Source organism: Mesorhizobium sp. M0678 (assembly GCF_040320505.1).
Classification (GTDB): Bacteria; Pseudomonadota; Alphaproteobacteria; order Rhizobiales; family Rhizobiaceae; genus Mesorhizobium.
In genome coordinates, this window is the sequence record NZ_JAMYPT010000007.1 from 295704 (window position 1) to 310359 (window position 14656).

Sequence of the window (14656 nt, forward strand, 5' to 3'; positions counted from 1 at the left end):
TCGTGAAGCTGTGAAAGCTGCTTAATTTAGGTGCAGCGCAACATCTCTGCTTGGAGAATGGTCAGCATTCGTGTCAGGGTTCAGCGAACTCCTTTTGAAACGCCGACTTCAGGGGCACCATGGCAATTCTGGCAGCCGTCTATCACCTGACCCACTACAAATACGACCGGCCGGTCGTCTTGGGCCCGCAAGTCATAAGGTTGCAGCCTGCGCCGCATTCCCGCACCAAAGTGCTCAGCCATTCGCTGAAGGTCGGGCCGGCAAACCACTTCGTCAATTTGCAGCAGGACCCCTACGGCAATTTCCTTGCCCGTTTCGTCTTTCCCGAGCCGGTGACGGAGTTGAAGATCGAGGTCGATCTCGTTGCCGACATGACGGTCTACAATCCGTTCGATTTCTTCGTCGAACCGTCGGCCGAGACGTTTCCGTTCGAATACCCCGAAGAGATCCGGGACGATCTGACCATCTACCGAACGCCGGAACCGGCGGGGCCGCTGTTGGAGGCATTCCTGAAAACCCTCGCGCGCCACCCGACCAACACCGTCAATTTTGTCGTCGACCTCAATGCGCGGCTGCAGCGCGAGATCGCCTATATCGTGCGCATGGAAACCGGCGTCTTCTCGCCCGAGGAAACGCTGGCCGCCGGCAAGGGGTCGTGCCGCGATTCCAGCTGGCTCCTGGTGCAGATACTGAGGAACCTCGGCATCGCCGCGCGTTTCGTCTCCGGCTACCTGATCCAGCTCAAACCCGACCTCGTTGCGCTCGACGGGCCGCCCGGCACGGCGACCGATTTCACCGACCTCCATGCCTGGTGCGAGGTGTATCTGCCGGGCGCCGGCTGGATCGGCTTCGACCCGACCTCCGGCCTGCTCACCGGCGAAAGCCATGTGCCGCTCGCGGCAACGCCGCATTTCCGCAATGCCGCGCCGATCTCCGGCATGGCGAGCTTCGCCAATGTCGAATTCGGCTTCGACATGCGGGTAGACCGCATCGCCGAGCATCCGCGCATCACCAAGCCGTTCTCCGACGAGAGCTGGCAGGCGCTGGACGCGCTGGGGGTCCAGGTCGATGCTGCGCTCCAGGCCGGCGACGTGCGGCTGACCATGGGCGGCGAGCCGACCTTCGTCTCGATCGACGATTTCGAGGCTGCAGAGTGGAACACCGCCGCCGTCGGGCCGACCAAACGCGAAAAGGCCGACGCGCTGATCCGCCGGCTGCGCGAACGCTTCGCGCCGGGCGGCTTCCTGCATTACGGGCAAGGCAAATGGTACCCCGGCGAAAGCCTGCCGCGCTGGACCTTCTCGCTCTACTGGCGCACCGACGGCGAGCCGGTGTGGAGCGACCCGTCGCTGATCGCGCATGAAAAGAGCGAGGCGGATGTCGGACCGAAGCAGGCCGAAGGCCTGCTGACGGCGATCGCCGACGAACTCGGCATCGACAAGACCATGGTCAGCGAAGCCTATGAGGATCCGGCCGAGTGGCTGCTCAAGGAAGGCAAGCTGCCTGACAACGTCGATCCTTCCAATTCGAAGCTGGAGGATCCGGAGGAGCGCAGCCGCATGGCGCGGGTGTTCGAACGCGGGCTGACCAAGCCGTCGGGCTATGTGCTGCCCGTCCAGCGCTGGAACAGCCAGGCTTCCGGACCGCGCTGGCGCTCGGAGAAATGGAAGACGCGGCGCGGCAGGCTGTTCCTGGTGCCCGGCGATTCGCCGGTCGGCTACCGCCTGCCGCTCGGCACGCTGCCCTATGTGCCGCCGGCGCAGTTCCCCTACATAGTCCCGGTCGATCCATCGCTGCCGCGCGGACCACTGCCGGCGCGTGAGGCGATCTTGCCCGGTTCTGCTTCGTCGCCCGCTGCGGCCGAACTGGAGGGCGCCGACGAGATGGCGCGACGCCAGCAGGCGGTCTCCTTTACGGCCGTTACTGGCCAGCAGGACCGCGTTGAACAGGAGATTACCGAGATCGGCGGCGCCGTGCGCACGGCCCTTTCGGTCGAGCCGCGCGACGGACGGCTTTGTGTGTTCATGCCGCCGGTCGAGGCGCTGGAGGACTATCTCGAACTGGTGGCGGCGGCGGAGAAGGCGGCAAGGGCGATCGGCCTGCCGGTGCACATCGAGGGCTACGGCCCGCCGCACGATCCGCGCCTCAATGTCATCCGTGTCGCACCCGATCCCGGCGTCATCGAGGTCAATATCCACCCCGCCGCGAATTGGCAGGATTGCGTGGCGACGACCACGGCGATCTACGAAGAGGCGCGGCAGACGCGGCTTGGCGCCGACAAGTTCATGATCGACGGCCGCCACACCGGCACCGGCGGCGGCAACCACGTCGTCGTCGGCGGCGCCACGCCCAATGACAGTCCGTTCCTGCGCCGCCCCGACCTGTTGAAGAGCCTGGTGCTGCAATGGCAGCGACATCCGTCGCTGTCCTACCTTTTCTCCGGCCTGTTCATCGGCCCGACCAGCCAGGCGCCGCGCTTCGACGAGGCACGCCACGATTCGCTCTACGAACTCGAAATCGCGATGGCGCAGGTGCCACATCCGGACAAGGGCGCGGCACCCCTGCCGTGGCTGGTCGACCGGCTGTTCCGCAACCTTCTGACCGACGTGACGGGCAATACGCATCGCTCGGAAATCTGCATCGACAAATTGTTTTCGCCGGACGGGCCGACCGGCCGGCTCGGGCTGGTCGAATTCCGCGGCTTCGAGATGCCGCCCAACGCGCGCATGAGCCTGGCGCAGCAATTGCTGGTGCGCGCCATCATCGCCCGGGCCTGGAAGAACCCGCTCGACGGCCGCTTCGTGCGCTGGGGCACCTCGCTGCACGACCGTTTCATGCTGCCGCATTATGTCTGGGGGGATTTTCTCGACGTGCTGGACGACCTCAAGCTGAACGGCTTTGCGTTCCGTCCGGAATGGTTCGACGCCCAGCTCGAATTCCGCTTCCCGTTCTGCGGCGAGGTCCAGCATGCCGGCGTCAAGCTGGAGCTCAGGCAGGCGCTCGAGCCGTGGCACGTGATGGGCGAGCAAGGCGCGATCGGCGGCACCGTACGCTTTGTCGATTCCTCCGTCGAAAGGCTGCAGGTGAAGACCGATGGGCTCAACCCGGAGCGTCACGCCGTCGTCTGCAACGGCCGCGTAGTGCCGATGAAGGTGACCGACAACCGCGAGATCGCAGTGGCCGGCGTGCGCTTCAAGGCCTGGCAGCCGGCGTCGGGCCTGCATCCGGCGCTACCGGTCAACACCCCGCTGGTCTTCGACATCTATGACCGCTGGTCGGGCCGCGCGGTCGGCGGCTGCGTCTACCATGTGGCACATCCCGGCGGGCGCAGCTACGACACCTTCCCGGTCAACGGCAACGAAGCGGAGGCGCGGCGGCTCGCCCGCTTCGAACCACGTGGCCATACGCCGTCCAGCTATGTGCTGCGCAACGAAGAAGCCTCTGAAGATTTCCCGATGACCCTTGACCTTCGGCGGCCGCAAAGACTCTGATCAGCCATGGCGAAGGGGAATCACAAAAGGCTGCGCAGCAAGCCGCAAACCCACAGTCTGCTGGAGCACTATCAGCCGATCGAAGGCGTCGTCGACGAGATGGTCGATGCGTCGGGCAATCCGCGGCCGGCGTGGCGGCACTTCATCGAGGCGCTGGAGGACCTGGGTCCGGAAAAGCTTGCCCAGCGCTTCGCCCGCGCCGACCAGTACCTGCGCGATGCCGGCGTCTATTACCGCGTCTACGACAAGGCCGGCGCCAACGAGCGGGAATGGCCGCTGGCGCATGTGCCGCTGCTGATCGAGGAGCAGGAATGGGCTGGTATCAGCGCCGGCCTGGTCCAGCGCGCCGATCTGTTCGAGGAGACCATCGCCGACATTTACGGTCCGAACCGGCTGGTCGAGAAAGGCATTCTACCGGCCGGATTGATCGCGGCCAGCCCCGAATATTTGCGGCCGGTCGTCGGCACCAGGCCGGCCAGCGGCCATTTCCTGCATTTCTGCGCCTTCGAGCTCGGTCGTGGCCCGGACGGCCGCTGGTGGGTGCTTGGCGACCGCACACAGGCGCCGTCGGGCGCCGGCTTCGCGCTGGAGAACCGCGTCGCCACTACGAGGGCGCTGTCCGACATCTACGGCGAGATGCATGTGCACCGCCTGGCCGGCTTCTTCCGTCGCTTCCGCGACGCGCTGATCGGCATGGCCAAGCAAGCCGGCGGCCGTGTCGCCATCCTGACGCCGGGACCGCTGAACGAAACCTATTACGAACATGCCTATATCGCCCGCTATCTCGGCATCATGCTGCTCGAGGGCGAGGACCTGACCGTCTCGGGCGGCAGGCTGATGGTGCGCACGGTTTCGGGGCTGATGCCGGTGAGCGTCTTGTGGCGGCGGCTCGACGCCGCCTTCGCCGATCCGCTTGAATTGCGGCCGGACTCGCAGATCGGCACGCCGGGGCTGGTCGAAGCGGTCCGGCAAGGGGCGGTTTCGGCCGTCAATGCACTGGGTTCCGGCCTGATGGAGACGCGCGCGCTGCTCGCCTTCCTGCCGAAGATTTCGCGCGCCCTGCGCAATGAGGAACTGCTGCTGCCGACGGTCGCGACATGGTGGTGCGGGCAGGAGACGGAGCGTGAGCATGTGCTCGCCAATATCGATAGCATGGTGATCGGCCCGGCGCTGTCGACGCGGCTTGCCTTCGAGGACGACGGCTCGACCAAGCTCGGGTCAGCGCTGTCGGTCGAGGAACGGGCCGAACTCGTCGCCAGGATCGAACGGGACGGCGGCGACTTCGTCGGCCAGGAAGCGGTGACGCTGTCGACCACGCCTGTCTATGTCGGCGGCTGGCTGGAGCCGCGGCCGGCAAGCCTGCGCGTCTATCTGGCGCGGACGCCGGAAGGCTGGACGGTGATGCCGGGCGGCTTTGCCCGTGTCGGCTTCTCGCTCGACCCGACCGCCATCGCCATGCAGCGCGGCGGCCAGGCGGCGGATGTCTGGGTGGTCAGCGACAGGCCGGTCGAGCGCGAGACGCTGCTGCCGCAGGAGCACGACAGCTTCACCCGAACCTTGCCCGGCAGCCTGCCCAGCCGCGCGGCTGAGAACCTGACATGGCTCGGCCGCTATATCGAGCGGTCGGAAGACACGGTGCGCATCCTGCGCGCCTACCATGTGCGGCTGGCCGAGACATCCGATCCCGAGATGCCGCTGCTCGCCGATATCAGCGACTATCTCGCGCCGTTCGGCATCGACGTCGAGACGGCAATCCCATTGGGGCTCATCGGCACGCTGGACAGCGCCGTTTACAGCGCCGGGCAGATCCGTGACCGCTTCTCGCCCGATGGCTGGCTGGCATTGAAGGATCTGTCGAAGACCATCCATCAATTTGCCGCGACAGTGGCGCCGGGCGACGACGCGACAAGGGCAATGACGGTCATCCTGCGCAAGCTGGCCGGGTTTTCCGGCCTGCTGCACGAGAACATGTACCGCTTTGCCGGCTGGCGTTTCCTGGAAATCGGCCGCAGGCTCGAACGCGGCATCCAGATCGCCCGCACGCTCGCCCGGCTGACCGGAGCCCAGGCGCCGGAAGGCGCGCTCGACATGATGCTGGAGATCGGCGACAGCGTCATGACGCACCGTCGGCAATATCCGGTGCAGGCGGGGCGGCGCACGGTGGTCGACCTTCTGGCGCTCGATCCGCTCAACCCGCGCTCAATCCTTTTCCAGCTCGAACGGCTGAAAGCCGAAATCGCGCTGCTGCCCGCTGTCGGCGCTGAAGGTCATATGTCGCCGGCGGCCAAGGAAATCCTGCAGCTCAACACGTCGATCGCCATCAAGGAGCCCTCGGACATGACGGCCAAGGCCCTCGGCGATCTCGCCAATGAAATCGGCGGGCTCTACAACAGCCTCGCCAAAGCCTATTTCGGGTAGAGACAGCATGCTCTACGACATCAGGCTTCACCTGCGTTACGACTATGATGCGGCGGCCGGCGGCGGCCGCCATCAAGTGCGCGTGCTGCCGCCGACCATCCCTGGCGTGCAGCGCGTCATCGCCGCTTCACTGTCTTTTGTGCCGGCGCCCAGCGAACGTTCCGACTTTTCCGACTTTTTCGGCAACAGTGTCACCTCGATCGCCTTTCGTGACGCGCATGATGCGCTCGACATCAGGATGAGCGCGCGTGTTTCAGTGTCGCGGCCCGAACCCGGGCTCGACGTATCGCCGGACATACGCCGGCTGAGGGAAGAACTCGGCGCAGTGCACTCGCTGGCGCCGGCTTCGCCGCATCACTTTCTGGCCGCCAGCGATCATGCCGGCATCGACGCGGCAATCACTGCCTATGCGAAAGGCAGTGCCGGCAGTTCGACAGTCGGCACGGCCATGGCTCTGTGCAACCGCATTCACCGCGATTTCACCTATGACGGCGAGGCGACCACCGTGCAGACGCGGGCCAGCGACGCCTTCGGGCTGAAGCGCGGCGTCTGCCAGGATTTTTCCCACATCATGATCGCCGGCCTGCGCGGCCTCGGTATTCCCGCGGGCTATGTCAGCGGGTTCCTGCGCACCATCCCGCCGCGCGGGAAGCCGCGGCTCGAAGGCGCCGACGCCATGCACGCCTGGGTCAAGGTGTGGTGCGGGCGCGATGCCGGCTGGCAGGAATTCGATCCGACCAATGGCATGCGGGCAAGCAACGACCATATCACGGTCGGCTACGGCCGCGATTACTCCGATGTGGCGCCGATCGTCGGCGTGCTGAAAACCACTGGTGGACAGGTCGGCGAGCAGGCGGTCGACGTCATTCCGGTCGTGCTCGAAAAGGCGTGACGACGCACGTCTTCGTTGCACGGCGACGTCGATAGGCTGTTCTGGAACCAAGAGATCAAGAGGCGTTGGAACCCGCAGCCGGCAAGCGGCTTATCTACGGAAATTCCGTGGAGAGGACATGCTGGACAAATCCGGGTCGTCGTCTGGCCAATTGGCTGTGAGGAAAGCTGCACCAAAAAACGGGGTGCCGCAGAACGGAGCGCTGGAGAACGGCGCGCAAGCCTCGGCCGTTCGGGCCTCGCTCAACTATGTCACCGACACTGAACCCGGTATTCGCCGGCTGCGTTCGGGCAAGGGGTTCTCGTACAAAGGACCCGACGGGCGGATTGTCGACGGGGAGGCGCTGGCACGCATCAAGGCGCTCGCCATTCCACCGGCCTGGACGGATGTGTGGATCTCGCCGGATGCCGACGGTCACATCCAGGCGACCGGTCGGGACCAGCGCGGCCGCAAACAATACCGCTATCACCCGCACTGGGCGGAGGAGCGTGACGGCGTCAAATATTCGAGCCTGATCGCCTTCGCCGAAAGCCTGCCCGAACTGCGGCGGCAGATCGACGTCGATTTGCGCCGTCACGGCCTGCCGCTGGAACGCGTCGTTGCGGCTATCGTCTGGCTGCTCGACAACACGATGATCCGTGTCGGCAATGCCGCCTATGCCCGTGACAACAAGAGTTTTGGGCTGACCACGCTGCGCGACCGCCATGTCGACATCAAGGGCTCGAGCCTGCGTTTTGCTTTCATCGGCAAATCCGGCAAGGAATGGAGATTGAAGCTTGTCGATCGCCGGATTGCCAAGGTCGTGCGTGGAGCGCAGGACCTGCCGGGGCAGAAGTTGTTCCAGTATCTCGACGAGGACGGTAACAGGCGTCCGGTGCGCTCAGACGACGTCAACCGCTATATCAGGGAAAAAGCCGGAGCGGAGTTCAGCTCCAAGCACTTCAGAACCTGGGGCGGCACCATCCATGCGGCGTCGCTGTTTGCGCAAACCGAACGTCCGGAAAGCCAGGCGCAGCAAAAGCGGGTGATGAACAATGTCATCGACAAGGTTGCCGAGCGGCTCGGCAATACGCGCGCGGTTTGTCGCCAATGCTACATCCATCCGGAAGTGTTCCGCGCCTGGTCCGAAGGACGGCTGCTGGACGAAATGGCGGATGCCAACAAAGGCAAGCGCTCGATCGCCGCGCTCGACGACGAGGAGGCCTTGGTCTTGAGATGGCTGAAGGCGAGGGAATGACGCCAGACCGGGGGCGTATTTTTTTTGTCGACGCCATGTCGGCATCGGTCCTAGTGTTTCGTCCTTTGATAGAGAAAAGGACGACCCATGCTCTACGCGATCCTCTGCTATGCCTCGGAAGACGTCGTCTGCTCCTGGAGCAAGGAGCAGGACGACGCAGTCATGGAAAAGCTTATCGGTGTGCAGGAAAAATATGCCCAGGCAGGCCGGCTTGGCCCGGTGGCGCGGCTCTTGCCGACGACCGCGGCGACGACGCTGAGGAAGGTCAAGGGCGAATCGATCGTCATCGACGGCCCGTTTGCCGAAACCAAGGAACAGTTCCTCGGCTTCTACACGCTCGAATGCGCCGACCTCGATGAGGCCGTCGACTTCGCGCGCGAGCTTTCCGAAGTCAACCCGAGCGGCGGCTCCTATGAAATCCGGCCGGTCTCGCTCTTCAATCCCGCCAAGGTTTCCGCATGACCGAACTCGCCTGGATCAGCACGGCAATCAGCACCGCTCGCCCGCAGGTGATGGGGGCATTGCTGCGCTACTTCCGCGACCTCGACGCGGCGGAGGAAGCATTCCAGGACGCCTGCCTGAGGGCACTGAACAACTGGCCGAAAAACGGTCCTCCGCGCGATCCGGCAGCTTGGCTGATTTTCGTCGGCCGCAACAGCGGCATCGATGCGGTGCGCAAGCGGGCCAAGCAGGCGCCGCTGCCGGAGGAGGACCAGATCTCCGATCTGGAGGATGCCGAGAGCGACGTCGCCGAGCGGCTGGACGGGGCGCATTACCGCGACGATATTTTGCGGCTGCTGTTTATCTGCTGCCATCCCGACCTGCCGGCCACACAGCAGATCGCGGTGGCGTTACGCATCGTCTCCGGCCTGACGGTCAAGCAGATCGCCCGCGCCTTCCTCGTCGGTGAAAGCGCCATGGAGCAGCGTATCACGCGCGCCAAGGCGCGTATCGCCGACGCCGGGGTGCCGTTCGAGACGCCGGGAGCGGTCGAGCGCTCCGAACGGCTCGCCGCCGTCGCCGCCATGGTCTACTTGATCTTCAACGAAGGCTATTCCAGCAACAGCGGCGAGGCTTCGGCGCGTGCGCCGCTTTGCGAAGAGGCAATCCGGCTGGCCCGGCTGCTGCTCAGGCTATTCCAGACCGAGCCGGAGATCATGGGGCTGACGGCGCTGTTGCTGCTGCAGCATGCACGCTCGCCGGCTCGCTTCGACGAGAACGGCGAGATCGTGCTGCTCGAAGACCAGGACCGCAGCCTGTGGAGCCGCAAGATGATCGATGAAGGCCTGGCGCTGGTCGACAAGGCGTTGCGCCATCGCAAGCCCGGTCCCTACCAGGTGCAAGCGGCGATCGCCGCACTGCATGCGCGGGCGGAAAAGCCCGAGGACACGGACTGGAACGAGATCGACCTGCTCTACGGGCTGCTCGAGCAGATGCAGCCGTCGCCGGTGGTGACGCTCAACCGCGCCGTCGCGGTCTCCAAGGTGCGTGGACCGGAAGCCGCACTCGCCATGATCGAGCCGCTGGAGGGAAGGCTTTCCGGCTATTTCCATTTCTTCGGCCTCAAGGGCGGACTGCTGATGCAGCTTGGCCGCGGCGAGGAGGCGCGTGTCGCTTTCGACCGCGCCATCGCGCTCGCCAATACGGCCGCCGAGGCAGCGCATATCCGCATGCATATCGACCGGCTGATGAAAGAAAGCGCCGTGCGGGAAACCGCCAAGACGGCACACTGATTCGCTCTATCTGGCTGGTTCAACAGTCGGACGCCGGCTTGGACCATGCCGGGGTGGCGATTTTTCCCTGAAACGCGTAATGCCACGCCATGACAGCGCCTGGTGTGCCGACCGGCAGGGAGCGGGTATGGCGCAAGGCTTGGACCGACGCCATATGAGCGACGGGATCTGAAAGGGATGAAAATGACGATTGCGAAGGAAACGGCCGGGCTTCTGGCGAAACTGGGCGTTGCCGAGCGCGCGCTTACGGGCGGCGATCTTATCGTGCGCAGCCCGGTGACCGGCGAGCAGATCGCCGCGCTGAAGACCATCTCGCCGGCCGATGCGGCAACGACCATCGACAATGCCCACAAGGCTTTCCTGGCGTGGCGGCAGGTACCAGCTCCCAAGCGTGGCGAGCTGGTACGGCTGCTCGGCGAGGAATTGCGCACACACAAGGCCGAGCTTGGCCGGTTGGTATCGATCGAAGTCGGCAAGATCCCATCCGAAGGTCTTGGCGAAGTGCAGGAGATGATCGACATCTGCGATTTCGCCGTCGGTCTTTCCCGGCAATTGTACGGCCTGACCATCGCCACCGAGCGTCCCGGCCATCGCATGATGGAGACCTGGCATCCGCTCGGTGTCGTCGGCGTCATTTCCGCCTTCAATTTCCCGGTCGCGGTGTGGTCGTGGAACGCAGCACTTGCGCTGGTCTGCGGCGACGCGGTGGTGTGGAAGCCGTCGGAGAAGACGCCGCTGACGGCGCTCGCCTGCGAAGCGATTTTTGCACGCGCGGTAAAGCGTTTCGGTGCTGACGCGCCGCAGGGACTGGCGCCCGTGCTGATCGGCGATCGCGCCGTCGGCGAGATCCTGGTCGATCATCCCAGGGTGCCGCTGGTCTCGGCCACCGGCTCGACGCGCATGGGCAGGGATGTCGGCCCACGGCTGGCGAAGCGCTTTGCCCGTGCGGTGCTGGAGCTCGGCGGCAACAATGCCGGCATCGTCTGCCCGACGGCCGATCTGGACATGGCGCTCCGCGCTATCGCCTTCGGCGCCATGGGCACGGCCGGCCAGCGCTGCACGACGCTCAGGCGCCTGTTCGTGCATGAGAGCGTCTATGACCAGCTCGTTCCGCGCCTGAAGAAGGCTTATGAGAGCGTCTCGGTCGGCAATCCGCTGGAGACAAGCGCTCTGGTTGGCCCTCTGATCGACAAGGCTGCCTACGAGAATATGCAGAAGGCGCTGGAGGAGGCGGCTTCGCATGGCGGTAAGATAACCGGCGGAATGCGGGTCGAGAACGGTCACCCCGACGCCTACTATGTGCGTCCGGCGCTGGTCGAAATGCCGCGGCAGGTTTCGCCGGTGACGGAGGAAACCTTCGCGCCCATCCTCTATGTGATGAAATATTCGGACTTCGACACCGTGCTTGAAGAACACAATGCGGTGGGAGCGGGGCTGTCATCCTCGATCTTTACCCGCGACCTGCAGGAATCCGAGCGCTTTCTTAGCGTCGACGGATCGGACTGCGGCATCGCCAACGTCAATATAGGCACGTCAGGGGCCGAGATCGGCGGTGCCTTCGGTGGCGAGAAGGAGACCGGCGGCGGCCGCGAGTCGGGGTCCGATGCCTGGAAGGCCTATATGCGGCGCGCCACCAATACGGTGAATTATTCCAAGGCGCTGCCGCTTGCGCAGGGCGTGTCGTTCGACATCGATTGAAATGCCAGACCTCCGTCGCGGCGGCGCCAAGGCTGCCACGACGGCGGTCGGCTCGCGGTTCAACTGGTTTCGGAAGTTACAACACAATTGTCGAAGGCTGCATCGATGATGGCGAGCTTGACCGCCTGGGCGGTCATGTATTCCTGATAGAACTCGCTCGACACCCACATGACCGAGTGACCGCGCTGGCCCAACCAGCCGACGCTACCGAGTTCCTCGGCATCGCGCAATTTGCGTGACAGGTGGGTCCGGGAAAGCTTGAGCCAGTTCGCGAAATCCCCGATTGAGACGACACCGGTCGGGATTCGGTCCAGATCGGCATGATCGGGGTCGACGCCGGACATCAGCCAATCCATGACGATGCCGCCATTGTCGAGCCAGGTGAACAAGGAAAAAGTCTGTCTTGGCTCGCGCACGGCATGCGACGAAAGCAGTCCGTCGGCCACCAGTGGCTGCAGTTTGGCGAGCACATCCGGTTGTGCGACGAATGCAGGCAGTCGAAATCCACCGTCCAGGCTGTCCAGCGTTTTCAGATGAGCCATGACCCAGCCGGCAACCGTCTCCAGAGTGCCCGCGGCCGGCTCAAAGGGGCGGATGCGCCCATATTTAATCGGCAGATGCCGGATGAAACCGTAATGCAGCATCTCCTTCAGGAAGGCATCGGCGGTGTTGCGGCTGGCCACCGAATGCCGGCAGATGTCGTCCATGAACCGTGCGGACGTAAGTCCCTTGCGATGATCGTCCGGCTCTCGATTGAAATACAAGCCAAGGCCGATATGGGCCATCAGCCAACGCTGTTGCGTGGCGAATACGGAAGCCAGCCGCGGGTTCGCTTCATAGGTCTGGAGAAACGTCCGCGACTGAGCCTGGACATGGCGACGCAGTGCCGGATGGCTGGCAATGTCTTCAGAAACCAGCGCCATCCCCGCCGAGCCCAACCAAATTTGCAACTGGAAATACGATCACAATTTCAGCCTTCGCGGGTCCTGTCCAGAGCCGGCGCATCAGGATACGAGCTGAATCCCGCCGGCTAGTGGGCTGAATTCCGCGACTTGATCGCCGAGGCCACTGATTTCGCTGCAGAGGGCCAGCCCGCTCGAACCCACCAATGATGACTTCGCCTGTCCAGCCCGTGCTCCCGCCGATGGCGACGCGGAACCAACACAAGCTTTGCTCGTTGAAGAACGCTGATTGGACTGAGACAGTGAGGGACTACAAAATGGAGAATGGCCTTTTCGCCACGCCGCCTGCAGCTTTCCGGCAAACAGAGTCGGTCTGGCCGCGGGCGCTCAGGTGGCTGTTGCGCCGGGTGCGCAGCGCCTCCGATAGCTCGGGAACCATGTTGAAGCCAATCCTCTCCGGACCCGAGGATGACAGCGGGCCTACTCCGCCTCGACGCGCTTGAGGCTGACCGCGCTGCGATCTTGACGCCAAAAATGACCGCTCACATATCCTTTTAGGGCCGCGCCGCAGCCGACAACCATGACCGCTTCGAAGGCCTGCCACGGCGGCGTGTCCGCCTGATGCAGCAGGCGAGAGCGGCAGTGCCGCGTAACGGCGGGAACCATCGGGCATGCTTGGCTATTAGATACAGGCGGCTGCTGGTCTGCCGGGCCAGGAGCCATTGCTATGATCATTAATCCCCCACCGGAAAGCGCCATCCCGGCATCCGTTCCGTCGGTCGATCCAAAAGCCGCCCCGACGCTTCGCAATGCCGAAGCGGAGGTCTTTTATATCGAAGCGATCCGCGAACTTGTCGCGACCGGCATCCCCTTTCTCGTCGCCGGCACCTATGCCGTAAGCGCCTATACTGGGATCATCCGCCAGACCAAGGATCTCGACATTTTCTGCAAGGCCGGCGACTGCCCGCGCATCCTCGCCCATTTTAAGCAGATCGGCTACGCCGTCGTGGTCGAGGACGACCGGTGGCTCGGCAAAGTGTTCAAGGGCACCCATTTTTTCGACGTCATTTTCGCCTCGATGAACGGCACAATGCCTGTCGACGACCAGTGGCTGGAGCACGCCCGTCAGGGCGAATTGCTGGGCAGCCAGGTGCGGATCATCGGGCCCACCGAGCTTATCTGGTCCAAAAGTTTCATCCAGGACCGCGGTCGCCACGATGGTGCCGACATCTCGCACACCATCCTCAAGGCCCACGACCAGATCGACTGGCAAAGGCTGCTTTCCTACATGGAAGTTCATTGGGAAGTTCTGCTGATGCATCTCTTGAACTTCCGATGGATCTATCCGACGGAGCGGGGCCGCGTGCCCGCCTGGCTGCTCGACGAGCTGCTTGACCGGCTGGCCAAGCAGCGCGAATTGCCACCTTCCCGGATGAAAATCTGCCGTGGGCGCATGCTTTCACGAACTGACTATGAGATCGACGTCAACGACTGGGGTTTTGCCGACGTCGGCGGTGAAGGAGAACATAGCAATGGCTGACGAGCTCGAAACTGCTTCGCCGAAGGCGGAAAACGGCAGCGCACTCAAAGTCGCCGCCATTGGCGATCTGCATGTCGGCAAGGAGGACCAGGCCTCGTACCGCGATCTTTTCGGCGAGATGTCGCGTGCAGCCCAGGTTCTCGTGCTGACGGGCGACCTTACCAATCTCGGCAAGCCTCGGGAGGCCGAAATCCTTGCCGAGGAACTGCGTGCCTGCACGATCCCGGTCGTCGCCGTACTTGGCAATCACGACTATGAGTCAGGCGCCGTCGAGCAGGTCACCGACATTCTGCGCCAGGCGGGCGTTCACCTGCTCGACGGCGAGGCGACGGAGATTCACGAGGTCGGGTTCGTCGGGGTCAAGGGTTTCGTTGGCGGTTTTGGATCGCGCATGCTCGGCTCCTTCGGCGAACCGGCCATCAAGTCGATGGTGGCGGAAAGCGTGAACGAAGCGATGCGGCTTGAAAACGCGATGAGGCAGGTCCGCGCCAAACGCACGCTTGTCGTTCTGCACTATGCGCCTGTCGTCGAGACGGTCGAAGGCGAGCCGCTGGAGATCTTCCCGTTTCTCGGTTCGTCACGCCTGGCCGAGACAATAGACCGGTTCCAGGTTAGCGCGGTGGTGCATGGCCATGCGCATCGCGGCGCCTACGAGGGCCGCACACCGGGCGGGGCGTCGGTCTATAACGTTGCCATGCATGTCGCCAAGCCGACCGGCCGCCCCTACGCTGTGCTCGAAATCTAA

The 14656-nt window shown here is 64.1% G+C and carries 10 protein-coding genes; 9 read left to right on the forward strand and 1 reads right to left on the reverse strand.

Going from position 1 to position 14656, the window contains the following annotated elements; translation table 11 throughout:
* Positions 1-119: 119 nt before the first annotated feature.
* The 7 genes from NKI29_RS16015 (at position 120) to amaB (ending at position 11469) form a co-directional block, all read left to right on the forward strand.
* A complete protein-coding gene (locus NKI29_RS16015) occupies positions 120-3491 on the forward strand; it encodes a transglutaminase family protein (protein ID WP_352568092.1) in 3372 nt (1123 codons plus the stop codon).
* 6 nt (positions 3492-3497) lie between these two features.
* Positions 3498-5909, forward strand: a complete 2412-nt coding sequence (locus NKI29_RS16020) for a circularly permuted type 2 ATP-grasp protein (RefSeq protein WP_352454108.1) — start codon at positions 3498-3500, stop codon at positions 5907-5909.
* Positions 5910-5916: 7 nt separating this feature from the next.
* A complete protein-coding gene (locus tag NKI29_RS16025) occupies positions 5917-6801 on the forward strand; it encodes a transglutaminase family protein (RefSeq protein ID WP_352448166.1) in 885 nt (294 codons plus the stop codon).
* A 118-nt stretch (positions 6802-6919) separates the two neighbouring features.
* On the forward strand, positions 6920-8038 hold the full coding sequence (locus NKI29_RS16030; RefSeq protein ID WP_352568091.1) for a DNA topoisomerase IB: 1119 nt from the start codon (positions 6920-6922) through the stop codon (positions 8036-8038).
* 87 nt (positions 8039-8125) lie between these two features.
* A complete protein-coding gene (locus tag NKI29_RS16035) occupies positions 8126-8500 on the forward strand; it encodes a YciI family protein (protein WP_292663532.1) in 375 nt (124 codons plus the stop codon).
* On the forward strand, positions 8497-9771 hold the full coding sequence (locus tag NKI29_RS16040) for an RNA polymerase sigma factor (protein WP_352568090.1): 1275 nt from the start codon (positions 8497-8499) through the stop codon (positions 9769-9771). Before NKI29_RS16035 ends, NKI29_RS16040 begins: the two co-directional genes overlap by 4 nt.
* Before the next feature lie 183 nt (positions 9772-9954).
* On the forward strand, positions 9955-11469 hold the full coding sequence (amaB, locus tag NKI29_RS16045) for an L-piperidine-6-carboxylate dehydrogenase (RefSeq protein WP_352568310.1): 1515 nt from the start codon (positions 9955-9957) through the stop codon (positions 11467-11469).
* A gap of 59 nt (positions 11470-11528) precedes the next feature.
* Here the strand turns inward: amaB and NKI29_RS16050 are convergent, their stop codons facing one another.
* Positions 11529-12392, reverse strand: coding sequence for a hypothetical protein (locus NKI29_RS16050; protein ID WP_352568089.1), 864 nt, complete (start codon positions 12390-12392; stop codon positions 11529-11531).
* A gap of 706 nt (positions 12393-13098) precedes the next feature.
* On the opposite strand from NKI29_RS16050, the gene NKI29_RS16055 reads away from it, so the two are divergent.
* Both NKI29_RS16055 and NKI29_RS16060 read left to right on the forward strand, forming a co-directional pair.
* Positions 13099-13911 carry a nucleotidyltransferase family protein gene (locus NKI29_RS16055; protein ID WP_352448162.1) on the forward strand — a complete coding sequence of 271 codons (813 nt, stop codon included), beginning with the start codon at positions 13099-13101 and terminating at the stop codon, positions 13909-13911.
* Entirely contained in the window at positions 13904-14656 is a 753-nt protein-coding gene (locus NKI29_RS16060; RefSeq protein WP_023675466.1) for a metallophosphoesterase family protein, read from the forward strand. Before NKI29_RS16055 ends, NKI29_RS16060 begins: the two co-directional genes overlap by 8 nt.

Bases quoted from the DNA above. Each gene is read 5' to 3' on its own strand.
- NKI29_RS16015 (WP_352568092.1), top strand. From the start codon at position 120: ATGGCAATTCTGGCAGCCGTCTATCACCTGACCCACTACAAATACGAC.
- NKI29_RS16020 (WP_352454108.1), top strand. From the start codon at position 3,498: ATGGCGAAGGGGAATCACAAAAGGCTGCGCAGCAAGCCGCAAACCCAC.
- NKI29_RS16025 (WP_352448166.1), top strand. From the start codon at position 5,917: ATGCTCTACGACATCAGGCTTCACCTGCGTTACGACTATGATGCGGCG.
- NKI29_RS16030 (WP_352568091.1), top strand. From the start codon at position 6,920: ATGCTGGACAAATCCGGGTCGTCGTCTGGCCAATTGGCTGTGAGGAAA.
- NKI29_RS16035 (WP_292663532.1), top strand. From the start codon at position 8,126: ATGCTCTACGCGATCCTCTGCTATGCCTCGGAAGACGTCGTCTGCTCC.
- NKI29_RS16040 (WP_352568090.1), top strand. From the start codon at position 8,497: ATGACCGAACTCGCCTGGATCAGCACGGCAATCAGCACCGCTCGCCCG.
- amaB (WP_352568310.1), top strand. From the start codon at position 9,955: ATGACGATTGCGAAGGAAACGGCCGGGCTTCTGGCGAAACTGGGCGTT.
- NKI29_RS16050 (WP_352568089.1), bottom strand. From the start codon at position 12,392: ATGGCGCTGGTTTCTGAAGACATTGCCAGCCATCCGGCACTGCGTCGC.
- NKI29_RS16055 (WP_352448162.1), top strand. From the start codon at position 13,099: ATGATCATTAATCCCCCACCGGAAAGCGCCATCCCGGCATCCGTTCCG.
- NKI29_RS16060 (WP_023675466.1), top strand. From the start codon at position 13,904: ATGGCTGACGAGCTCGAAACTGCTTCGCCGAAGGCGGAAAACGGCAGC.